Annotated in this window: 20 protein-coding genes and 1 tRNA gene; 16 read left to right on the top strand and 5 right to left on the bottom strand. The window is 72.2% G+C overall.

Going from position 1 to position 21,611, the window contains the following annotated elements; all coding sequences use genetic code 11:
• The first annotated feature begins 132 nt into the window (after positions 1 to 132).
• Together metG and EDC02_RS29825 are read left to right on the top strand one after the other, a co-directional pair.
• Positions 133 to 1,935, top strand: coding sequence for a methionine--tRNA ligase (metG, locus tag EDC02_RS29830; protein ID WP_123605632.1), 1,803 nt, complete (start codon positions 133 to 135; stop codon positions 1,933 to 1,935).
• A 4-nt stretch (positions 1,936 to 1,939) separates the two neighbouring features.
• On the top strand, positions 1,940 to 2,578 hold the full coding sequence (locus tag EDC02_RS29825; protein WP_123605631.1) for a LysE/ArgO family amino acid transporter: 639 nt from the start codon (positions 1,940 to 1,942) through the stop codon (positions 2,576 to 2,578).
• A gap of 39 nt (positions 2,579 to 2,617) precedes the next feature.
• On the opposite strand, the gene EDC02_RS29820 is transcribed toward EDC02_RS29825, so the two are convergent.
• Complete coding sequence (locus tag EDC02_RS29820; protein ID WP_123607222.1) at positions 2,618 to 3,904, bottom strand: hypothetical protein; 1,287 nt, start codon at positions 3,902 to 3,904, stop codon at positions 2,618 to 2,620.
• A gap of 127 nt (positions 3,905 to 4,031) precedes the next feature.
• Between EDC02_RS29820 and EDC02_RS29815 the strand changes: the two genes are divergently transcribed.
• The 6 genes from EDC02_RS29815 (at position 4,032) to EDC02_RS29790 (ending at position 9,979) form a co-directional block, all read left to right on the top strand.
• Positions 4,032 to 4,916 (top strand): TatD family hydrolase, encoded by an 885-nt coding sequence (locus EDC02_RS29815; RefSeq protein ID WP_123605630.1) that lies wholly within the window; start codon positions 4,032 to 4,034, stop codon positions 4,914 to 4,916.
• Positions 4,917 to 4,920: 4 nt separating this feature from the next.
• On the top strand, positions 4,921 to 5,805 hold the full coding sequence (gene rsmA / locus EDC02_RS29810) for a 16S rRNA (adenine(1518)-N(6)/adenine(1519)-N(6))-dimethyltransferase RsmA (RefSeq protein WP_123605629.1): 885 nt from the start codon (positions 4,921 to 4,923) through the stop codon (positions 5,803 to 5,805).
• 63 nt (positions 5,806 to 5,868) lie between these two features.
• A complete protein-coding gene (locus EDC02_RS29805) occupies positions 5,869 to 6,825 on the top strand; it encodes a 4-(cytidine 5'-diphospho)-2-C-methyl-D-erythritol kinase (protein ID WP_123605628.1) in 957 nt (318 codons plus the stop codon).
• 108 nt (positions 6,826 to 6,933) lie between these two features.
• Positions 6,934 to 8,796 carry an ABC-F family ATP-binding cassette domain-containing protein gene (locus tag EDC02_RS29800; RefSeq protein ID WP_123605627.1) on the top strand — a complete coding sequence of 621 codons (1,863 nt, stop codon included), beginning with the start codon at positions 6,934 to 6,936 and terminating at the stop codon, positions 8,794 to 8,796.
• Positions 8,797 to 8,918: 122 nt separating this feature from the next.
• Positions 8,919 to 9,371: a DUF4383 domain-containing protein gene (locus EDC02_RS29795; RefSeq protein WP_123605626.1), complete on the top strand. Its 453-nt coding sequence runs from the start codon at positions 8,919 to 8,921 to the stop codon at positions 9,369 to 9,371.
• A 125-nt stretch (positions 9,372 to 9,496) separates the two neighbouring features.
• Positions 9,497 to 9,979 carry a DUF4383 domain-containing protein gene (locus EDC02_RS29790; RefSeq protein ID WP_123605625.1) on the top strand — a complete coding sequence of 161 codons (483 nt, stop codon included), beginning with the start codon at positions 9,497 to 9,499 and terminating at the stop codon, positions 9,977 to 9,979.
• A gap of 33 nt (positions 9,980 to 10,012) precedes the next feature.
• Here the strand turns inward: EDC02_RS29790 and EDC02_RS29785 are convergent, their stop codons facing one another.
• Both EDC02_RS29785 and EDC02_RS29780 read right to left on the bottom strand, forming a co-directional pair.
• Complete coding sequence (locus EDC02_RS29785) at positions 10,013 to 10,618, bottom strand: TetR/AcrR family transcriptional regulator (protein WP_123607221.1); 606 nt, start codon at positions 10,616 to 10,618, stop codon at positions 10,013 to 10,015.
• A 183-nt stretch (positions 10,619 to 10,801) separates the two neighbouring features.
• Positions 10,802 to 11,767: an acyl-CoA desaturase gene (locus tag EDC02_RS29780; RefSeq protein WP_123607220.1), complete on the bottom strand. Its 966-nt coding sequence runs from the start codon at positions 11,765 to 11,767 to the stop codon at positions 10,802 to 10,804.
• A 216-nt stretch (positions 11,768 to 11,983) separates the two neighbouring features.
• Here EDC02_RS29780 and EDC02_RS29775 point away from each other — a divergent pair.
• The 8 genes from EDC02_RS29775 (at position 11,984) to EDC02_RS29740 (ending at position 19,594) form a co-directional block, all read left to right on the top strand.
• A tRNA-Gln gene (locus tag EDC02_RS29775) sits at positions 11,984 to 12,055 on the top strand.
• Positions 12,056 to 12,201: 146 nt separating this feature from the next.
• Entirely contained in the window at positions 12,202 to 13,692 is a 1,491-nt protein-coding gene (gene glmU / locus EDC02_RS29770; protein WP_233606694.1) for a bifunctional UDP-N-acetylglucosamine diphosphorylase/glucosamine-1-phosphate N-acetyltransferase GlmU, read from the top strand.
• Between the two features lie 64 nt (positions 13,693 to 13,756).
• The gene (locus EDC02_RS29765) at positions 13,757 to 14,737 is read left to right on the top strand and encodes a ribose-phosphate diphosphokinase (protein ID WP_123605623.1); all 981 of its coding nucleotides are present in this window, start codon (positions 13,757 to 13,759) and stop codon (positions 14,735 to 14,737) included.
• A gap of 322 nt (positions 14,738 to 15,059) precedes the next feature.
• Positions 15,060 to 15,686, top strand: a complete 627-nt coding sequence (locus EDC02_RS29760) for a 50S ribosomal protein L25/general stress protein Ctc (RefSeq protein WP_123605622.1) — start codon at positions 15,060 to 15,062, stop codon at positions 15,684 to 15,686.
• 75 nt (positions 15,687 to 15,761) lie between these two features.
• Positions 15,762 to 16,349: an aminoacyl-tRNA hydrolase gene (pth, locus tag EDC02_RS29755; RefSeq protein ID WP_123605621.1), complete on the top strand. Its 588-nt coding sequence runs from the start codon at positions 15,762 to 15,764 to the stop codon at positions 16,347 to 16,349.
• 114 nt (positions 16,350 to 16,463) lie between these two features.
• Positions 16,464 to 17,309, top strand: coding sequence for a 3'(2'),5'-bisphosphate nucleotidase CysQ (locus EDC02_RS29750; RefSeq protein ID WP_123605620.1), 846 nt, complete (start codon positions 16,464 to 16,466; stop codon positions 17,307 to 17,309).
• 84 nt (positions 17,310 to 17,393) lie between these two features.
• Positions 17,394 to 18,305: a sulfate adenylyltransferase subunit CysD gene (cysD, locus tag EDC02_RS29745; protein WP_123607219.1), complete on the top strand. Its 912-nt coding sequence runs from the start codon at positions 17,394 to 17,396 to the stop codon at positions 18,303 to 18,305.
• The gene (locus tag EDC02_RS29740) at positions 18,305 to 19,594 is read left to right on the top strand and encodes a sulfate adenylyltransferase subunit 1 (protein ID WP_123605619.1); all 1,290 of its coding nucleotides are present in this window, start codon (positions 18,305 to 18,307) and stop codon (positions 19,592 to 19,594) included. Before cysD ends, EDC02_RS29740 begins: the two co-directional genes overlap by 1 nt.
• A gap of 57 nt (positions 19,595 to 19,651) precedes the next feature.
• On the opposite strand, the gene EDC02_RS29735 is transcribed toward EDC02_RS29740, so the two are convergent.
• Entirely contained in the window at positions 19,652 to 20,200 is a 549-nt protein-coding gene (locus EDC02_RS29735) for a hypothetical protein (protein ID WP_148083694.1), read from the bottom strand.
• A gap of 44 nt (positions 20,201 to 20,244) precedes the next feature.
• Positions 20,245 to 21,504: a galactokinase gene (galK, locus tag EDC02_RS29730; protein ID WP_233606509.1), complete on the bottom strand. Its 1,260-nt coding sequence runs from the start codon at positions 21,502 to 21,504 to the stop codon at positions 20,245 to 20,247.
• Positions 21,505 to 21,611: the final 107 nt, after the last annotated feature.

The following is a 21,611-nucleotide window of genomic DNA, read 5'->3' as shown; positions in this document are numbered from 1 at the left end:
GTTCCCCGGTCACCCCGCCATTTGACACCCCGGTACGCGGAGCGGGGGCGAACCCCCCAGGCGTGTCGCGCCCCGTCGGGCGGCTCGGCAACCCGTTCGCGTACGCCCGGTGACACTAACTAGGCTGGTCGCATGAGTCACGTTCTCGCGGCGGTCGCCTGGCCCTACGCCAACGGGCCCCGCCACATCGGCCACGTCTCCGGTTTCGGGGTGCCCTCCGACGTGTTCAGCCGGTACATGCGGATGGCCGGCCACGACGTGCTCATGATCTCCGGCACCGACGAGCACGGCACGCCGATCCAGGTGCAGGCCGACAGCGAAGGACTCAAGCCGCGCGAGCTGGCTGACCGGTACAACCGGGTGATCGTCGAGGACCTGCACGGGCTCGGCCTGTCCTACGACCTGTTCACCCGGACCACCACCGGCAACCACTATCAGGTGGTCCAGGAGCTGTTCGAGACGCTGCACCGCAACGGCTACATCGTTGCGAAGACCACCCTCGGTGCGATCTCCCCGTCCACCGGTCGCACCCTGCCGGACCGCTACATCGAGGGCACCTGCCCGATCTGCGGCTACGACGCCGCCCGGGGCGACCAGTGTGACAACTGCGGCAACCAGCTCGACCCGGTCCAGCTGATCGACCCGCGTTCCAAGATCAACGGGGAGACGCCGAACTTCGTCGAGACCGAGCACTTCTTCCTGGACCTGCCGGCGTTCGCCCAGGCGCTCGGCACGTGGTTGGACACCCGCGACGGCTGGCGGCCCAACGTGCTGCGGTTCTCCCGCAACCTGCTCGACGACCTGCAGCCCCGGGCGATCACCCGGGACCTGGAGTGGGGCGTGCCGATCCCGCTGGACGGCTGGCGCGAGCGCGGCGACAAGCGGATCTACGTCTGGTTCGACGCGGTGATCGGCTACCTGTCGGCCTCGATCGAGTGGGCCCGGCGGTCCGGCGACCCGGACGCCTGGCGCCGCTGGTGGACAGCGGACGCCCAGGGCAAGGAGGCTCGCGCCTACTACTTCATGGGCAAGGACAACATCGTCTTCCACTCGGTGATCTGGCCGTCGCTGCTGCTCGGCTACTCCGGCGACGGCGACCACGGTGGTGAGCCCGGTCAGCTCGGCCGGCTCAACCTGCCCACCGAGGTGGTCTCCAGCGAGTTCCTGACCATGGAGGGGCGTAAGTTCTCCTCCTCCCGCCAGGTGGTCATCTACGTGCGGGACTTCCTGGCCCGCTACGACGCCGACGCGCTGCGCTACTTCATCGCCGTGGCCGGCCCGGAGAGCCAGGACACCGACTTCACCTGGGCCGAGTTCCGGCGCCGCAACAACGACGAGCTGGTCAACGACTGGGGCAACCTGGTCAACCGGTCGATCTCGATGGCCGCGAAGAACTTCGGCGCCATCCCGCCGGTCGACCCGGCCGGGCTGACCGCCGCCGACGAGGCGCTGCTGGCGACCAGCCGGGCCGCGTTCGGTACGGTCGGCGCGCTGATCGAACGGCACCGGCAGAAGCAGGCGATCGGGGAGGCGATGCGGGTGGTCGCCGAGGCCAACCGCTACCTGTCCGACCAGGCCCCGTGGAAGCTCAAGGGCGAGGCGGACAAACCCCGGATGGGCACCGTCCTGCACGTCGCCCTGCAGGTCGTCGCGGACGCGAACACCCTGCTCACCCCGTTCCTGCCGCATTCGGCGCAGAAGATCCACGAGCTGCTCGGCGGCACCGGCGTACACGCGCCGATGCCCCGGATCGTGGAGGTCGACGACCTCGACGCCGGGCCGGCGTACCCGATCCTCACCGGCGACTACCGCGACGGTGCCCGGTGGGAGTCCACCCCGGTGGAGGCCGGCCGGCCGCTGGCCGCGCCGAAGCCGGTGTTCCGCAAGCTCGACGAGTCGATCGTCGACGAGGAGCTGGCCCGGCTCACCGGCTGACCGGGTGACCGACTACCTGGCCGGACTGCTGCTCGGCCTCGGCCTGATCATGCCGATCGGGCCGCAGAACGTCTTCGTGGTCAACCACGGGCTGGCGGTCGGCCTGCCGCGTGCGCTGTGGGCGGTGCTGGCCGCCGGCTGCTGCGACACGCTGCTGATCGTCGCCGGGGTCGCCGGCGTGTCCGGCCTGATCGCCACCGTGCCGGGCGTGCGGCCGGCGCTGCTCGTCTTCGGCACGGTCTTCCTTACCTACCTGGGCGTGCGCTCCATCCGTACCGCTGGCGGGCACCTCACCGTCGGCCCGCCGGGCGGGCCGGGGCCGGGGGCGGCGGCCGGGTCGGTGCGCCAGGTCGTCGGGCGTACGGTCAGCGTGTCGTTGCTCAACCCGCACGCCATCCTCGACATGGTCGGGGTGATCGGCGCAGCGGTGATCGCCCAGCCGGCGGACTCGCGCATGACGTTCGCCGCCGGCACGCTCTCCGCGTCCTGGACCTGGTTTCTGATCCTGGCGGTCGGTGCCGCCCAGGCGCGTCGCTACCTGACGCCGCGGGCGATCGCCTGGTTCGACCGGCTGTCCGGCGTGATCATGCTGGTCTTCGCCGGCTACTTTCTCGTCGAGCTGACCCACCTGGGCTCAGGATGAGCGCGGCGCTTCCGCTGGTTCACGGCTGGTCCGGCCGGTTCACAGCTGGTACGGCAGGTCGGTCGGGCCTTCGTCGGAGATCTCCACACTCGGTGCCCACACCTCGTACACCCCGCGTTCGTAGCACTGCGCGCCGAGCGACGCGACCGCCTCCGGGGTGGGCCGGCACAGCCGCAGCCGGCTCCACCCGGAGTCCTGCCGCAGCACCTGGCAGCGGGTGTCGCGCCAGGTGGCGAGCCGCACCCGGCGGGCCAGCGAGTCGACCGGGTAGCGGGCGGCCCGGGTCATCGCCAGCACCCGGAACTCGTGCGGCGGGTCGGCGACCGCCTCGTAGGTCTGGCCGGCGTGGGTGCCGACCAGTTGGGTCGACTGCGGCAGGTCGCCGGTGCGCAGGTACTCCTGGTCGGACGGGACGTCGGGGATGCCGTCGAGCAGGGCCCGTCGCTGCGGTCCGGCCATCCGGATCCAGCCGCGCTGCTCCGGCTGGTACGTGTACAGCACCACCTCCGCACCGTCCGGGGTGTATGCCAGCAGGGCGGCGTTGGCCGGCATCGGCAGGTCGGTGCAGCCGGCGGTGACGAACTCGGGGATCAGGTGGCGTTCGCTCGGGGTGAACCCGGTGCCGAGCACCGGTGGGCCGATCCGGTCCCGCGGCGGCATGGTGGCCAGCCCCTGGTACGCCGGGCCGGCCGGAATCTCGTAGTCGTCGGCGCCGATGGCCCGCCAGCGCAGCGCGTACGCCACCTCCAGGCTGTCCCGCCCGCCCTCGTCGTCGGTGCGCAGCAGGGCCAGGTCGGCCGGGGTACGCAGGTGCGCGATGTCGTACTCCCGGTAGCAGAAACCAGCCGGTGACCAGCCGCGCAGGAAGCCGGCCACCTGCCGGCCGGAGAGGACCTTCATCATCCGGGTGCCGCGCCGGACCGTCGCGGTGCGCCGGACCACGGTGATCGCCGGATGGTCGGCGGCCGTCGGCGTCTGACTCAGCTGATGCACGTCCGCCCAGCTGGCGGCCCGGGTCAACGGGGCCATCAGCGGACTGTCGCCCGGATCGTCGGCGCGGTCGTCCGCCGCCGCGCCGGCACCGAAGGCACCCGCGCCGGCACCGAAGGCACCCGCGCCGGAGATCGGGCCGACCTCGCTGGCGTGTACGTGGCGGAACCAGCGGCCTCGGCCATCGCGCTGGAAGCCGGCTGCCGGGTCCGGGCTGACCAGCCGGTACGCGGCACCCCGGGCGATCTCCTCAGCCGGGTAGACCGCACCCTCGAAGCGGACGTGCAGGCCGGCCGGGGCATCGGCGACGCCGCCACGCGCAGAGCTCAGAGTCACGTCGCCGACGGTAGTTGCCGGGTCACCGCTTCGGGTGAACGCGCGGTTGCCGGCGAATGTCCATTGACGGTGTCGCCCGGGTGGGCCGGTGAACCGGCCGGACCGGGACGTGTGATGCTGTCCGATGATGACGCAGCCAGCCGAGACCCGCCGGCAACGGGCCGCCCGCCGGGCCGGGGAGTTCCCACCGCCACCCGACCCACTGCCCGTACCGGTGATCGACAGCCACACCCACCTGGACCTGACCGTCGCCGAACCGGCGGTGCCCGGCCGGGACAGCGGCGACCCGGTGGCCACCCTGATCGCCCAGGCCGCGTCGGTCGGCGTAGACCGGCTGGTCCAGGTCGGTGTCGACCTGGAGTCGTCGCGCTGGGGCACCGAGCTGGCGGGCGGCACCCCGGCGGTGGTCGCCACGGTCGCCCTGCACCCCAACGAGGCACCCCGACTGGCCGACCTGGACGAGGCGCTGCGCGAGATCGAGGCGCTGGCCGCCGCCGACCGGGTGCGCGGCGTCGGCGAGACCGGGCTGGACCACTTCCGGACCGGGCCGGACGGCCTCGCCGCGCAGCAGGCCAGCTTCCGGGCGCACATCGCGATCGCCAAGCGGTACGGTAAGCCGCTGGTGATTCACGACCGGGACGCGCACGCCGACGTGCTGCGGGTGCTCGACTCCGAAGGCGCCCCGCAGACCGTGGTGATGCACTGCTTCTCCGGCGACGCGGATTTCGCCGCCGACTGCGTGCGGCGCGGCTTCGTACTCAGCTTCGCCGGTACGGTGACCTTCGGCAACGCCGCCGGGCTGCGCGCCGCGGCCGCCGTGACGCCGGTCGAGCAGCTGCTGGTGGAGACCGACGCGCCGTATCTGACGCCGGCGCCGCACCGGGGCCGGCCGAACGCTTCCTATCTGATCCCGCACACCGTCCGGCTGCTGGCCGAGGTCACCGGCACCGACCTGACCGAGCTGTGCGCCGCGATCTCGGCCACCGGCGACCGGGTCTTCGGGCCGTGGTGAGCCGGTGACCGAGCTGCTCGGCCCGGCGCAGCTCCGGGAACTGGCCGGCCGGCTGGCGGTGGCGCCCACCAAACGGCTCGGGCAGAACTTCGTGCACGACCCGAACACGGTCCGGCGGATCGTGTCCGCCGCCGACCTGCCGCCGGACGCGGTGGTGCTGGAGATCGGCCCCGGGCTCGGCTCGCTGACCCTGGGCCTGCTCGACCAGGTACGCCACCTGCACGCGGTGGAGATCGATCCGGTACTGGCCGGCGCGCTGCCGCCGACCGTCGCCGGCTGCGGCGGTGACCTCGCCCGTCTGACCGCGCACACCGCCGACGCGCTGCGGATCACCGCCGCCGGTCTCGGCGGGCCGGAGCCGACGGCGCTGGTGGCCAACCTGCCGTACAACGTGGCGGTGCCGGTGGTGCTGCACCTGCTCGCCGAGCTGCCCGGCCTGCGGCAAGGGCTGGTGATGGTGCAGAAAGAGGTGGCCGACCGGCTGGTCGCCGGCCCGGGTTCACGCACCTACGGCGTACCGTCGGTGAAGCTGGCCTGGTACGCCGCCGCCCGCACCGCCGGTCGGGTGCCGCCGAGCGTGTTCTGGCCGGCGCCCAACGTCGACTCCGGGCTGGTCGCGTTCACCCGGCGGGAGCCGCCGACGATCCCGCCGGGCCAGCCGGTGGACGGGTTCCGCCGGCGGGTCTTCGCCGTGGTGGACGCCGCGTTCGCGCAGCGCCGCAAGACGCTGCGGGCGGCGCTGGCCGGCTGGGCCGGCGGGGCGGACCGGGCGGCGGCGGTGCTGGCCACGGCCGGGGTCGACCCGGGCGCGCGAGGCGAGGCATTGACCGTGACGCAGTTCGCGGCGATCGCTGCGGCGGCGCCGCTGGCCGAAACGGTGGCCGAGTAGGCTGGCGGCCGTGATCGTGACGAGAGGTACCCGCGCGGCCCATCTCAGCCGGGGTATTTCCCGGTGACCGAGGCGTGGCGGCCGGGCGACGAGGACGAAGGGTTCCGTCGCGGCGCGCGCAGCTCGGTCAAGGTACGGGTGCCAGCCAAGATCAACCTGCGGTTGGCCGTCGGCCCGCTCCGGTCCGACGGCTACCACGAGGTGAGCACCGTCTACCACGCGATCGCGCTCTACGACGAGCTGACCGCCCGACGGGCCGACACCCTGATCCTGACCATGGACGGTGAGGGCACCGGCGAGCTGGCGCTGGACGACTCCAACCTGGTGCTGCGTGCCGCCCGGGCGCTGGCCGCGCACGCCCGGGTCCCCGCGCACGCCCGACTGCACCTGCGCAAGCAGATCCCGCTCGCCGCCGGCCTGGCCGGCGGCAGCGCGGACGCCGCCGCCGCGCTGGTCGCCTGCGACGAACTGTGGGGGACCGGGCTGTCCCGGGACGATCTGGCCGGGCTGGCCGCCGGCCTCGGTTCGGACGTGCCGTTCCTGCTGCACGGTGGCACCGCGCTGGGCACCGGCCGGGGCGAGGCGATCAGCCCGGTGCTGGCCCGACCCACCACCTGGCACTGGGTCGTCGCGGTGGCCGACGGCGGCCTGTCCACCCCTCAGGTCTACGCCGAGCTGGACCGGTTGCGCGCCGCCGGTGCGGCGCCGCCGCCGGTCGGCGCCGCCGACGAGTTGCTGGCCGCGCTGCGCCAACGGGATCCGCAGGTACTGGCCGGCGCGCTCGGCAACGACCTCGAACCGGCCGCGTTGTCCATGCGTCCGGCGATCAAGCAGGTGCTGGACACCGGGGTGGCCGCCGGGGCGCTGGCCGGTATGGTCTCCGGGTCCGGCCCGACCTGTGTCTTCCTGGCCGCGGCCGCGGCCGGTGCGGCCACCGTCGCGGCCGCGCTGGACGACGCCGGGGTCTGCCGTGACGTGCACCTCGCGCACGGTGCGGTACCCGGTGCCCGGCTAGTCTGACCGGGTCGGCCCCGCCGCCCGGGACCGGGCCGGCCGCGCCGACCGAGGGCGGCCGCCGTCCACCGCCGTCCACCGCAACGAAGCGTCCACCGCAACGAAGCTCGGAGCATGGTGAACATCGTCAATCTGGACCGGGTGTCCAAGGGCTACGGCGCTGCCGGGCAGCTGCTCACCGAGGTCTCGCTGGGACTGGACGACAGCGACCGGATCGGCGTCGTCGGTCTCAACGGCGCCGGGAAATCGACCCTGCTGCGGCTGCTCACCAAGGCCGAGGAACCCGACGCCGGCCGGGTCACCCACCGCCGGGACCTGCGGGTCGCCGCGCTGCCCCAGACGCTCGACCTGGCCGGCGACGCCTCCGTACGGGACGTGGTGCTCGGCACCGCGTGGCTGGCCGAGGGGTTCGGCGCCGAGCACGAGTGGGCCGGCGACGCCGGGGTGCGTACCGTCCTGGACGGTCTCGGCATGCCGCACCTTGGTCTGGACCAGCCGGTCGGGCCGATGTCCGGCGGCGAGCGGCGCCGGGTCGCCCTGGCCGCGTTGCTGATCCGCCCGGCCGAGCTGCTGATCCTGGACGAGCCGACCAACCATCTGGACGTCGCCGGGGTGGCCTGGCTCGCCGCGTACCTGGTGCAGCGGCGCCGGGGCGCGCTGGTGGTGGTCACCCACGACCGGTGGTTCCTCGACGAGGTCTGCACCAACACCTGGGAGGTCGCCGACCAGACGGTCCGCGCCTACGAGGGCGGGTTCGCCGCCTGGACGCTGGCCCGCGCCGAACGGGAGCGGGTCGCGGCGGCCACCGAGGCTCGCCGGCAGAACCTGCTCCGCAAGGAGATCGCCTGGCTGCGCCGTGGCCCGCCGGCCCGTACCTCGAAGCCGCGGTTTCGGATCGAGGCGGCCAACGCGCTGATCGCCGACGTCCCGCCGCCGCGCGACACCGTGTCGCTGCACCGGCTGGCCACCGCCCGGCTCGGCAAGCAGGTCTACGAGCTGGACGACGTGACCGCGTACGCCGGGGAGAAGCTGATCCTCGACGGGCTGACCTGGCAGATCGGTCCGGGGGACCGGTTCGCGATCGTCGGTGCCAACGGTGCCGGCAAGACCACGCTGCTGCGGCTGCTGGCCGGGGTCCGCGCCCCGCAGCAGGGCCGGGTGGTCACCGGGGCGACGGTCCGGCCGGCGTTTCTGTCCCAGGAGCTGGCCGAACTCCCCGGTGAGCTGCGGGTGTTGGAGGCGGTGGAGGAGGTCGCCCGCCGGGTGGTGTTCGGCGACCGGGAGTTGGCCGCCACCCAGTTCGCCGAGATGTTCGGCTTCACCGACCGGCGACTGTGGACCCCGGTCGGCGATCTGTCCGGTGGCGAGCGTCGTCGGCTGCAGCTGCTGCGGCTGCTGGCCGGCGAGCCGAACGTGCTGCTGCTCGACGAGCCCACCAACGACCTGGACACCGACACCCTGGCGGCGCTGGAGGACCTGCTCGACTCGTGGCCGGGCACGCTGATCGTGGCCAGCCACGACCGGTACCTGATCGAGCGGGTCACCGACGAGGCGTACGGCATGTTCGGCGACGGCCGGCTGGTGCACCTGCCCGGCGGGGTCGACGAGTACCTGGCTCGGGCCGGCGATGCCGCCGGCTCCGGGGCGGCGCGGGCAGCCGGGACCGGCTCCGGGGCCGACCGGGCGGCTGGTTCGGGTACGGCCGGCCCGGCGGGGGCCGGCGACCGGTCGGTGGGTGACGCCGCCGGTGGCGGGCTGTCCGCCGGTGACCTGCGGGCAGCCCGCAAGGAGCTGGCCCGACTGGAGCGCCAGGTCGGCAAGCTGGAGCGGCAGGAGGCGGCGCTGCACGAGGAGCTGGCCCGGCACGCCACCGACTTCAACCGGCTCGCCGAGCTGGACGCCCGACTGCGTGAGGTGCAGGCACAGCGCGGCCGTACCGAGGAGGAATGGCTCGCCCTGGCCGAACAGGTGAGCTAGGGGGTCAGGTGAGCCGGCCGGTTGGTGAGCCGGGCCGCGCCGGCCGGGGCCACCCCCCGCTGGTCGCGGGCGATGAGCGACAATCGTCGGCGACCACCCCCGTCGGCGTTGGAGCAGACCCCATGCACACCCCCGTCAACCACCCCGCCCGGCCGATCTACCGGGCGGTCGCCGCGCTGACCGGCCTCTACCTGGTGATCTTCGGTGTCGCCGGGATCATCGTCACCAGCGGCGATGCCCTCTTCGCGCAGAACGACAGCCGGGTGCTCGGTCAGGGCGCCAACCTCGGCTTCTCCGGGCTGTGCCTGGTGTTGGGCGTGGCCGTGCTGGCCGGCGTAGGGCTCGGCCGCAACATCGACACGGCGATCAACAAGGTGCTGGCGTACGGTCTGATGGCGTTGAGCCTGGCCGAGCTGGCGGTGCTGCGCACCGACGCCAACTTCCTCAACTTCACGGTCAGCACCTGCCTGGTCGTGATGATCATCGGCTTGGTGCTGCTGATGGCCGCCATGTACGGCCGGACCGGCAGCGAGCAGGAGGCCCAGGCGTGGCGGGACGGCCGGCTGGTGCTCTGACCTGGTCCAGCGGCTGCCTACCGGCCGGTTCGGCTGCGCGCCACCCGCTCACGGCGGGAGAATCCGGGGAGAGACGCCCGCGTCGCCGCGACGCGGGTCCTGGATCGGCGACAGGAGCGGCAGCCATGGCGCACATCCCGGTCAACCACCCGCTGCGGCCGGTCTACCGGACGATCGCCGGGCTGACCGGCCTGTACGTGCTGATCTTCGGCGTCGCCGGAACGGTCGCGACCTGGGGTGATCCGCTGTTCGCCCGGGACGACGTCTGGGTGCTCGGGCTGCGCACCAACCTCGCGTTCTCGATGTCTTCGATCGTCTACGGCGGGCTGATCCTGATCGGGGCGGTCATCGGCGGCCGGGCCGGGCACCTGGCCAACCTCACCATCGCGGTGGTCTTCATGGTCACCGGCCTGCTGATGATGGCCCTGCTGCAGACCGATGCCAACTTCCTGAACTTCTCGATGTCGACCGTGATCGTGTCGCTGATCTTCGGCCTGATCTTCCTGGCCACCGGCCTGTACGACAAGGTGGGGCCGGCCGAGGCAGCCGGCGACGAGGAACGCTACCGGCGCGGCGCGCACCGACCGGCCGAGCAGGCCCGGCGGTGAGCGTACGCCGGACCGACCCGCCCGGCCCGGCGGTCAGTGCTTGCGGCGCCGGGTCAGCAGGGTGGGTTTTGCTTCCAGGTGGGACAGGCCGTTCCAGGCCAGGTTGACCAGGTGCGCGGCGACCGTCTCCTTGCGCGGTTTGCGTACCTCCAGCCACCAGCGCCCGGTCAGCGCGACCATCCCGACCAGCGCCTGGGAGTACAGCTCGGCGAGCTTCGGGTCGTACCCCCGGCTCTTGAACTCGGCACCGAGGATGTGTTCCACCTGGTGCGCCACGTCGTTCATCACGCTGGAGAAGTTGCCGGCGGCCGACAGCAGCGGCGACTCGCGGACCAGCACCCGGAAGCCGTTCGTCTCCGCCTCGATGTAGTCCAGCAGTGCCAGCGCGGCCTGCTCCAGCAGCTCACGCGGATGCCCGGCGGTCAGCGCGGTGGTGATCCGGTCGAGCAGGGCGCGGACCTCCCGGTCCACCACGACCGCGTACAGCCCTTCCTTGCCGCCGAAGTGCTCGTACACCACCGGCTTGGAGACCTTCGCCCGGGAGGCGACCTCCTCGATGGAGGTGGCGTCGAACCCCCGTTCGGCGAAGAGCTGCCGCCCGATGACGATCAGCTGCTCCCGCCGTTGCGCGGCCGACATACGGACCCGGGAGTTCGGTTTGGCCGGTGCCGCCGGTGGTGGTGGCGGTGCCGGTGTGCCGCCCGGTGAAGCGTCACCGTTGGTGGTTGGGTTGTCCGTCACTTGGCTCATCCTGCCAGTGCCGGGCCACCGGGTCGGTGCCCGCACCGACCCGGTGGGTAGCCGTACCGGCCGCGGTCCGGCTCAGCCAGCCGGCTTGACCAGCTTGGCCGCGATCCGATCGGGCTTCGGCCAGCGGACGTTGGAGACCGCGCCGGTCTTCTCCAGCAGCCAGATCACCCGTGCGGAGATGTCGATCTGCCCGCGCAGTACGCCGTGCCGGGCACAGGTCGGGTCGGCGTGGTGCAGGTTGTGCCAGCTCTCGCCGAAGGACAGGATGGCCAGCGGCCAGAAGTTCGACGCCTTGTCGCCCTGCCGCACCTCGAACGGGCGTTCCCCGTAGACGTGGCAGACCGAGTTGATCGACCAGGTGATGTGGTGCAGCAGCGCCACCCGGACCAGGCCGGCCCAGAAGAACGCGGTCAGCGCGCCCTGCCAGGACCAGGTGGCCAGGCCGCCGATCAGCGCGGGGGAGACCATGGTGACCACCACGAGCAGCGGGAAGAGCCGGTCGATGCGGCGGACGTCCTTGTCGGCGAGCAGGTCCGGGGTGAACCGCTCCTGGTTGGTCAGGTCCCGGTGGAACAGCCAGCCGACGTGGGCGTAGAGCAGGCCCTTGGTCAGTCCCCAGACGCTGGTGCCGAACCGCCACGGGGAGTGCGGGTCACCTTCGATGTCGCTGAAGGCGTGGTGGCGGCGGTGGTCGGCGACCCACTGGATCACGTTGCCCTCGATCGCCAGCGAGCCGGCGAGCGCCAGGGTGATCCGCAGCCACCGCTTCGCCTTGAACGAGCCGTGGGTGAAGTACCGGTGGAACCCGACGGTGATGCCCAGCCCGGCGACCACGTAGAAGACCAGCCCGATGACGACGTCGGTCCAGCCCAGCCAGCCGCCCCAGGCGACCGGTACGGCGGCGAGCAGCGCCAGGAACGGGACGGTCACGAAGGCGCCGAGGGCGATCAGCACACCGAGCGACTGTTTGCCGACGGTCAGCGGCTTGGGGGCGGGGCCGGGGTTGGTCTGTGGTGGTTCGAGTAGGGCGGTTGACATGGCACCTCGCAGCGGTGACGGTTCGACCGCGGTGCGCCGGGGGCGTTCCAGCCGGTGCGGCGGCCAGCGGTGAAACAACGGGAACTTACGCCTACGTCACCGTAACCTACGGAGCCGTAGTTTTCTACGGTCGAGTTCCCGAGTCGGATCGCACGGTCGGGCGAACGGGAGTACGCCGGGATCCGCCCGGCACGCTAGGCTGTGTCCGTAGCACGATCGGCCGTGGTGTAATTGGCAACACCTCGGGTTTTGGTCCCGATATTCTAGGTTCGAGTCCTAGCGGCCGAGCTTCCCGCGACACTCAGACCGCCGGCGGTGACGCTGGGTGTCGTGCCAGGTCAAGCAGGTGTGCCGCCGCCCTGACGGGAGCATTTCTCGTGATCCAGCCCCGGTCCCGTACCGTGGTCGTCCTCGCTGCCGGCGAAGGCAAGCGGATGAAATCGGCGCTACCCAAAGTGCTGCACCCGCTGCTCGGCCGGACCCTGGTCGGGCACGTCCTCGCCGCCGCTGCGGCCGCCGCCGCCGAGCGCACCCTGGTCGTCGTCGGACACCGCGCCGAGCAGGTCACCGCCCACCTGTCGGAGATCGCCCCGGCGGCCGTGCCGGTGCTGCAGGCCGTGCAGCACGGCACCGGGCACGCGGTCCGGCTGGCGATGGCGGCCGCCCCCGACGCCACCGGCACCGTCGTGGTGCTCAACGGCGACGTACCGCTGCTGCGCCCGGAGACGGTGACCGAGCTGATCGAGGCACACGAGTCGGCCGGCGCGGCCGCTACCGTGCTGACCGCCGAGGTCGCCGACCCGACCGGTCTGGGCCGGATCGTCCGCGACCCGGCCGGCGGCCTGGAACGCATCGTCGAGGAGCGCGACGCCAGCCCGGAGCAGCGCCGGATCCGCGAGATCAACGCCGGGATCTACGCCTTTGACGCGGCCGGGCTGCGCGACGCGCTCGGCAAGCTCACCACCGACAACGATCAGGGCGAGGAGTACCTGACCGACGCCGTCGGCCTGCTCGCCGCCGCCGGAGCGCCGGTCGGCGTGCACGTCGCCGCCGACGTGACCGAGACCCTGGGCTGCAACGACCGGGTGGAGCTGGCCCGGCTGCGCCGGCTGCTCGCCGACCGGGTCAACGAGGGCTGGATGCGCGCCGGGGTGAGCATCCTCGACCCGGCCACCACCTGGATCGACGTGACCGTGCACCTGGAACGCGACGCCGTCGTCGAGCAGAACACCCAGCTGTACGGCACCAGCACGGTCGGTGCCGAGGCCACCGTCGGGCCGGACGTCACGCTGATCGACACCACTGTCGGCCCGGGCGCGACCGTGCTGCGCTCGCACGCCGTGCAGGCCCGGATCGGCGCCGGCGCCAGCGTCGGCCCGTACGCCTATCTGCGCCCGGACGCCCAGCTCGACGAGCGGGCCAAGGTCGGCACCTTCGTCGAGGTGAAGAAGTCGCAGATCGGCGCGGGCGCCAAGGTGCCGCATCTGAGCTACGTCGGGGACGCCACGATCGGCGCCCGGGCCAACATCGGCGCGGCGACGATCTTCGTCAACTACGACGGGGTGCACAAGAGTCACACCACGGTCGGGGAGTCCGCCTTCGTCGGCTGCGACAGCAGCCTGATCGCCCCGGTCGAGATCGGCGCCGGCGCGTACGTCGGCGCAGGCAGCGTGGTGAACCGGGACGTGCCGCCCGGCGCGCTCGCCGTCACCCGGGCCCAGCAGCGCACGGTCGACGGCTGGGTGCAGTCCCGCCGGCCGGGCACCGCCGCCGCGGCGGCGGCCGAGCGCGCCGGGGCCGGTGCGGCCGGTGCCGAAAACGGGCAGGTCGGGGTCGGTAACGGGCAGGTCGGGGCCGGTAACGGTGAAGCGGCCCACCATCACGGTGCCGGCGACCCGGTTCCGGGAGATACTGCGACTGACTAGTCCAGCGGCGTACGGCCCAGCCAGGTCGGCGTCCGCAACCACCCTGACGGGAGCAGACGTCTCGATGGGCAGCATCGTCGCCGAGAACCGCAAGAGCCTGATGCTTTTCACCGGCCGGGGTTTCCCCGAGCTCGCCGAGGAGATCGGTGAGGTGCTCGGCATCGCACCCACCCCGTCCGACTCGTACGAGTTCTCCAACGGTGAGATCTTCGTCCGGTTCAAGGAGTCGGTCCGCGGCTCGGACGCGTTCGTCGTCCAGTCGGTCACCCACGGCGTCAACCGCTGGGTGATGGAGACCCTGATCATGATCGACGCGCTGAAGCGTGGCTCGGCCAAGCGGATCACCGTGGTGCTGCCGTTCTACCCGTACTCGCGTCAGGACAAGAAGCACCGCGGCCGGGAGCCGATCTCCGCCCGGCTGATCGCCGACCTGCTGCGCACCGCCGGGGCGAACCGGATCCTCACCGTCGATCTGCACACCGCGCAGATCCAGGGCTTCTTCGACGGCCCGGTCGACCACCTCTTCGCGATGGGCATCCTGGCCGGCTACGTCGAGGAGCGCTTCGCCGGACGGCCGATGACCGTGGTCGCCCCGGACTCCGGCCGGGTACGGGTGGCCGAGCGCTGGACCGACCGGCTCGGCGGCTGCCCGCTGGCCTTCATCCACAAGACCCGGGACCCGCTCAAGCCGAACCAGGTGGTGGCGAACCGGGTGGTCGGCGACGTCGAGGGCCGGGTCTGCCTGATCGTCGACGACATGATCGACACCGGCGGGACGATCACCAAGGCGGCGGAGATCCTCTACGAGGCCGGCGCGTCGGACATCGCGGTCGCGGCCACCCACGCGCTACTGTCCGACCCGGCCACCGAGCGGTTGAAGAACAGCCGGATCAGCGAGGTGGTGGTGACCAACACCCTGCCGTTGCCGGCGGAGAAGCAGTTGGACAAGCTCACCGTGCTGTCCATCGCGCCGCTGCTGGCCCGGGCGATCCGCGAAGTCTTCGACGACGGCTCGGTGACGACGCTGTTCGGCGGGCTGAGCTGATTTCAGCCCGCGCCCGCGCGGGCTGAGCCGGCATTCGGCCCCGCTCGCGCGGGCTGAGCTGACCGCACAGGGGTACTGCCTGAACCAGTTCACCAGCCTCGGGTAGACTGGTGCGGTTGCCACGGCGAGGGTGCCCTGCGGGCCGCTGCTGACGAAGCGCTGCCGCCCGGAAGCACCGTGATCGACGCGGTGCTCCGGGCACTGCCCAGTTGGACGAGCGCCCAGCGTGCCCCTTCGCCCGGCACCGCCGACATCGCGTCCGTCTCTCCGGAGCCGGATCAGGTTCCCCCGCACGCACTGCCGAAACTCCAGGAGTACTCCCGTGTCCGAGGTAAAGATCAGCGCCGAGCCCCGCACCGAGTTCGGTAAGGGTGGTGCCCGCCGTACCCGCCGGGCCGGCAAGGTGCCCGCCGTGCTGTACGGCCACGGCGAGAAGCCCAAGCACATCGCGTTGCCCGCCCGTGAGTTCGCCGCCGCGATCCGGCACGGCGGCGCCAATCAGCTGTTCGCCATCGAGATCACCGACGGCACCCAGGCGCTGGCGTTGACCAAGGCGATCCAGCGTGACCCGGTCAAGGACACCTTCGAGCACGTCGACCTGCTGCTGGTCCGTCGGGGCGAGAAGGTCACCGTGGACATCTCGGTGCAGCTGGTCGGCGAGCCGGCCAAGGGCACCCTGGTGATGCACGAGCACGACACGCTGTCGGTCAGCGCCGAGGCGACCCGGGTGCCGGAGTCGCTGGAGGTGTCGATCGAGGGTCTGGAGCCTGGCTCGCACGTCACCGCCGGCGACGTTCAGCTGCCGGGCGGGGTCGAGTTGACCGGCGACCCGGCGACCGTGCTCGTGGTGGTCTCCGCCGCGCCGAGCGCCGCCCAGCTCGACACGGAGGCGGGCGAGGAGACGGCCGAGGGGGCCGTTCCCGAGGGCGCCGCCGAGCAGCCGGTCTGACCTGCCGTTCGACGATCCGGGCGTCCCGCTGCCGGCCTTGCCGCGGCGGTGACGCCTTGATCCGTTTCAGGAGGTGTGGTGGAGACGGCGCCGTGGCTGGTCGTCGGGCTGGGCAACCCGGGCCGGGAGTACGCCCGTAACCGACACAATGTCGGGTTCATGGTCGCGGACCTGCTCGCCGGTCGGCTGGGTGTGCGGTTGAGCCGGCACCGTCGGGCGGCGGCCGAGTCCGGCGAGGGTCGGCTCGGCCTGGGCGGCCCGAAGCTGGTGCTGGCGAAGCCGATGACGTTCATGAACCTCTCCGGCGGCCCGGTGGCGGCGTTGGCGAAGTTCTACAAGGTGCCGGTCGAGCAGATCGTCACGGTGCACGACGAGCTGGACATCGACTACGGTCGACTGCGGGTGAAGCAGGGTGGTGGAGAGGGCGGCCACAACGGGCTGCGCTCCATGTCCCGGTCGCTCGGCAGCAAGGAGTACCTGCGGGTCAGGTTCGGGGTCGGGCGTCCGCCCGGTCGCCAGGATCCAGCAGATTATGTTTTGTCAGATTTCTCGACAACTGAACGCAAGGAGCTCGACTTTCTCGTCGATCGGGCCGCTGACCTGGTGGAAGCGGTGGTCGTCCGAGGGCTCGAGTGGGCCCAGAACACGTACCACAGCACCTGAGAGGCGGCTGTGGCGTTACATCTGGGACAGCTGGATCGTGAACCGGGCAGAACACCGCCCGTGGATTCCGGGTGGACGGCCCGGTGCCCGCCGGGCAGGTAGGAGAGGAGCCAGATGAGCACGCCGCCGGTAACCGACGCCGCATTCGCCCGATGGCTCGCCGGGCGCGCCGGCGAGTCGCTGCTCCAGGTCCGTGAGGAGCTGGGGTACGCCGACCCGACCGCGCTCAAGGCGGCCGGTGACAAGGTCTCCCACGACCTGCTCCGTACCGAACTGGCCCGTTGGCGGCCGGCGGACGCGGTGCTGTCGGAGGAGGACGACGGCGCCCGCCAGGCGCTGCCCGACCCGGACGCCGAGACCTCGACCGGGGCCGGGCCTTCCCGGCTCACCGCCGACCGGGTGTGGATCATCGACCCGCTCGACGGCACCCGGGAGTTCTCCGAGGAGGGCCGCGCCGACTGGGCGGTGCACGTGGCGCTCTGGTCCCGCAGCGGCTCCACGCCGCACCGGCTGGTCGCCGGCGCGGTGGGCCTGCCCGCCCAGCACCGCACGATCAGCACCGAGCACCCGCCGCCGTACCCGCCGATGCCGGCGCCCGGCATGCCCGGCTCGGGGGCGATCCGGCTGGCCGCCAGCCGCAGCCGGCCACCCGCCTTCGTCACCGCGCTCGCCGAGCAGCTCGGCGCCGAGCTGGTGCCGATGGGTTCGGCCGGTGCCAAGATCGCCGCGGTGATCGCCGGCGACGCCGACGCCTACGTGCACGCCGGCGGCCAGTACGAGTGGGACTCGGCCGCGCCGGTCGCCGTGGCGACCGCCACCGGTCTGCACGCTTCCCGGATCGACGGATCCGCGCTGCAATACAACGAGGCCAACCCGCGGCTGCCAGATTTGGTGGTCTGCCGACGAGATCTTGCCAGCAAACTGCTCGCAGCGTTGCGACAGCATCTGCAGGTATCCTGACCCCCTATCTCCAGCTTGCCAACCGGAAAGGTCTGGTATTCGGATGACCAAGCTTCGGATGACCCACAACCAGGGGTGGGTGTGATGACCAACGCGACCGCGTACCGCGTCTCCCACCTCGACGCGCTGGAGGCGGAGAGCATCTTCGTCATGCGCGAGGTCGTCGCCGAGCTGGAGCGGCCGGTGCTGCTCTTCTCCGGCGGCAAGGACTCGATCGTCATGCTGCGGCTGGCGCAGAAGGCGTTCGCCCCGGCCCGGATCCCGTTCCCGGTGATGCACGTCGACACCGGGCACAACTTCGCCGAGGTGCTCGACTACCGGGACCGCCGGGTCGACGAGCTCGGCCTGCAGTTGGTCGTCGCCAGCGTGCCGGAAGCCATCGAGTCGGGGCTGGTCCACGAGTCGCCGGACGGGATGCGCAACCGGATTCAGACCCCGGTGCTGCTGGCCGCGGTCGAGAAGTACCGGTTCGACGCCCTGTTCGGCGGGGCCCGCCGGGACGAGGAGAAGGCCCGGGCCAAGGAGCGGGTCTTCTCGTTCCGTGACGAGTTCGGCCAGTGGGACCCGAAGAACCAGCGCCCCGAGCTGTGGTCGCTGTACAACGGCCGGCACCATCCCGGCGAGTCGATCCGGGTCTTCCCGCTGTCCAACTGGACCGAGCTGGACGTCTGGCACTACATCGCCCGGGAGCGGATCGAGCTGCCGCCGATCTACTTCGCCCACGAGCGCGAGGTGATCGAGCGCGACGGCATGCTGTACGCCGTCAACGAGTTCATCCAGCCCCGCTCCGGCGAGACGTCGTTCATCGAGCAGGTTCGTTACCGTACCGTCGGCGACGCCTCCTGCACGGCGGCGGTCCGCTCCCCGGCGGACACCGTCGAGAAGGTGATCGACGAGGTCGCCGCGACCCGGATCACCGAGCGTGGCGCCACCCGGGGCGACGACCGGGTCAGTGAGGCCGCCATGGAGGACCGCAAGCGGGAGGGCTACTTCTGATGACGGTGACGGCTGACGCCCCCACCACCCGGGCCATGGACCTGCTGCGGTTCGCCACCGCCGGCAGCGTCGACGACGGCAAGTCGACCCTGATCGGTCGGCTGCTCTACGACACCAAGTCGCTCTTCACCGACCAGCTGGAAGCGGTCGAGGCGGTCAGCGCGGCCCGGGGCGACGAGTACACCAACCTGGCGCTGCTCACCGACGGACTGCGCGCCGAGCGGGAGCAGGGCATCACCATCGACGTGGCGTACCGCTACTTCGCCACCCCCCGGCGGAAGTTCATCATCGCCGACACCCCCGGGCACACCCAGTACACCCGCAACATGGTCACCGGTGCCTCCACCGCCGACCTGGCGCTGATCCTGGTCGACGCCCGCAAGGGCCTGGTCGAGCAGTCCCGCCGGCACGCGTTCCTCTGCTCGCTGCTGCGGGTGCCGCACCTGGTGCTCTGCGTCAACAAGATGGACCTGGTCGACTGGGACCAGTCGGTCTACGAGACGATCGCCGACGAGTTCACCACCTTCGCCGCCAAGCTCGAGGTGCCCGACCTGTCGGTCATCCCGATCTCGGCGTTGAACGGCGACAACATCGCCACCCGCTCCGAGCGCAGCCCGTGGTACGAAGGCCCGTCGCTGCTGCACCACCTGGAGCACGTGCACATCGCCTCCGACCGCAACCTGGTCGACGTGCGGTTCCCGGTGCAGTGCGTGATCCGGCCGCAGTCGACCACCGTCACCGACTACCGCGGCTACGCCGGCCAGGTCGCCTCCGGGGTGCTCAAGCCCGGCGACGAGGTGATGGTGCTGCCGTCCGGGCTGACCAGCACGATCGCCAGCATCGAGACCGCCGACGGCCCGGTCGACGAGGCGTTCCCGCCGATGTCGGTGACCGTCCGGCTCACCGACGAGCTGGACATCTCCCGGGGCGACCTGATCTGCCGGCCGCACAACGCGCCGACCCCGGCCCAGGACGTCGAGGCGATGATCTGCTGGATGGACGAGACACGGCCACTGCAGGTGGGCGGCAAGTACGCCATCAAGCACACCACCCGCAGCGCCCGCGCCGTGGTCCGTGGCGTGCAGTACCGGCTGGACGTCAACACGTTGCACCGCGACGAGTCCGCCAGCCAGCTCGGCCTCAACGACATCGGCCGGGTCACCTTCCGGACCACGGTCCCGCTGCTCACCGACGAGTACCGGCGGAACCGGACCACCGGCGGTTTCATCCTGATCGACGAGTCGACGAACCGGACCGCCGCCGCCGGCATGATCATCGAAGCCGGCTGACCCAGGGTCGACGGGTCGGGTCCGCTGTCACCGGCGGGCCCGACCTTCCGGCTGAGCTCACCAGCGTCCGTAGACCGGGGCCCGGCCGGCGGCGAGTGCGCCGAGCGCCGCCACGATCTGGGTGCTGCCGCAGTCCAGCAGCATGGTCGGCACCATCAGCCGGGCACCCGGCGGCACCGCCGGGTGCGGCGTCTGCGCGTCGATGAAGATCAGATCCTCGATCCCGGTACGGCGGACCTGCACCGCCGACACCGCGTCCCACGGCAGCCAGACCGGGTTGGCGCGGAAACTGCCGTTCGCCACCCAGACCCCGGTCCGGTCGGCGGCCAGCACCGGGCCACGGCCGGTGAACCGGCCGTGCCACATGACAACCGTCGCGGCCAGCAACCCGCCGAGCAGCAGCACCGGCAGGCCGGCCAGCGCCATCGTCGCCGAGCGGCCGACCGCCGCCTCCCTCGCGACCAGGTACGCCACCCCGCCGAGCAGCCCACCGGCCAGCAACCAGCAGACGGCGGCCAGCCCGCCGGCCCAGATCAGGAACCGGCGTCCGTCGATCCGGACCAGGAACGGGGTGTCCTCCGCCGGCCGGTCGGTCATCTCCTGCACCACGGGCACCTCCGCCGCCACTGGTCTAATGTGTCGCGGCGAGGTTAGTGGATCCGTTCGGCTCCCGCGCAGGGCAGGGCGGTGAACAACGTCGGCGGCGGGAAGCCGTGGTCGGCGTACGCCGCGCCCACTGTGGCCGCCACCCGGTCGGCGGCATCCGCATCGACCAGCGCCAACACGCAACCGCCGAAGCCGCCGCCGGTCATCCGGGCCCCGTACGCGCCGCCGGCCAGCGCCGCGGTCACCGCGACGTCCACCTCCGGCACGGTGATCTCGAAGTCGTCGCGCATAGACGCGTGCGAGGCGGTCAGCAGCGGGCCGATCTCGCGGATCCGGCCGGCCCGCAGCAGCGTCACCGTCTCGCCGACCCGGTGGTTCTCGGTGACCACGTGCCGGACCCGGCGTCGCGTCGGGTCGTCCGGCAGCCGGTCCAGCGCGGCCGGCAGACCGTCGACCGGCACGTCGCGAAGCGCTGGCACGCCGAGCAGCCCGGCCGCCCGTTCGCAGGCGGCCCGGCGGGCGGCGTACTCCCCGGAGACGTGCCGGTGCGGCGCCCGGGTGTCGATCACCAGGACGGCCAGCCCGGCGGCGGCCAGGTCGAACGGGACGTGTTCGACGTCGAGCGACCGGCAGTCCAGGAACAGCGCGTGCCCGGCCCGGCAACGGATCGACGCCGACTGGTCCATGATCCCGCAGGGCACCCCGGCGTAGCCGTTCTCCGCCCGCTGGGCCAGCGCCGGCCGCCGGTCCACCGGCAGCCGGTCGGGGCCGATGCCGCCGAGGTCGGTCAGGGCGGTCAGCACCGCGGACTCCAGCGCCGCCGACGACGACAGGCCGGCGCCGAGCGGTACGTCGGACGCGATGGCCAACCGGGCGGCCGGTACGGCGTACCCGGCCTCGCGTAGCGCCCACACCACCCCGGCGACGTAGCCGCCCCAGCCGTCGACCGCGCCGGGCCGGTCCGCGTCGGCGGCGCTGAACGCGATCTCCTCGCCGGACTGCTCCGACCAGACGGTCCAGCCGGGCTCCGCCGGGCCGGCCAGCTCTGTCGGGCCGGCCAGCTCTGTCGGGCCGGCCAGCTCTGTCGGGCCGGCCGCGACGACGGTGCGGTGCGGCAGGGCGAACGGCAGTACGAAGCCGTCGTTGTAGTCGGTGTGCTCGCCGATCAGGTTGACCCGCCCGGGTGCCGCCCACACACCGGCCGGCGGTACGCCGTACCGCTGCCGGAAGCCGTCGTGGGCGCGGCGGGTGACCGGCCCTGCGGCGCTGTCGTGTGCGCCGCCGTCGGCTAGCGGGAGTGTCACGATCGGTGTCCCTTCACGCCGCCGGTCGTCCGGGGAAGATTCCATCACATCCGGCCAGGAATCAACAGTGGCGACAGGTTAATCCAACAGAGCCGAACATTGCCGAC

This window comes from Micromonospora sp. Llam0 (genome assembly GCF_003751085.1).
In the GTDB taxonomy this organism is placed as follows: Bacteria; Actinomycetota; Actinomycetes; order Mycobacteriales; family Micromonosporaceae; genus Micromonospora_E.
This window is presented reverse-complemented; position numbering and strand designations above follow the sequence as displayed.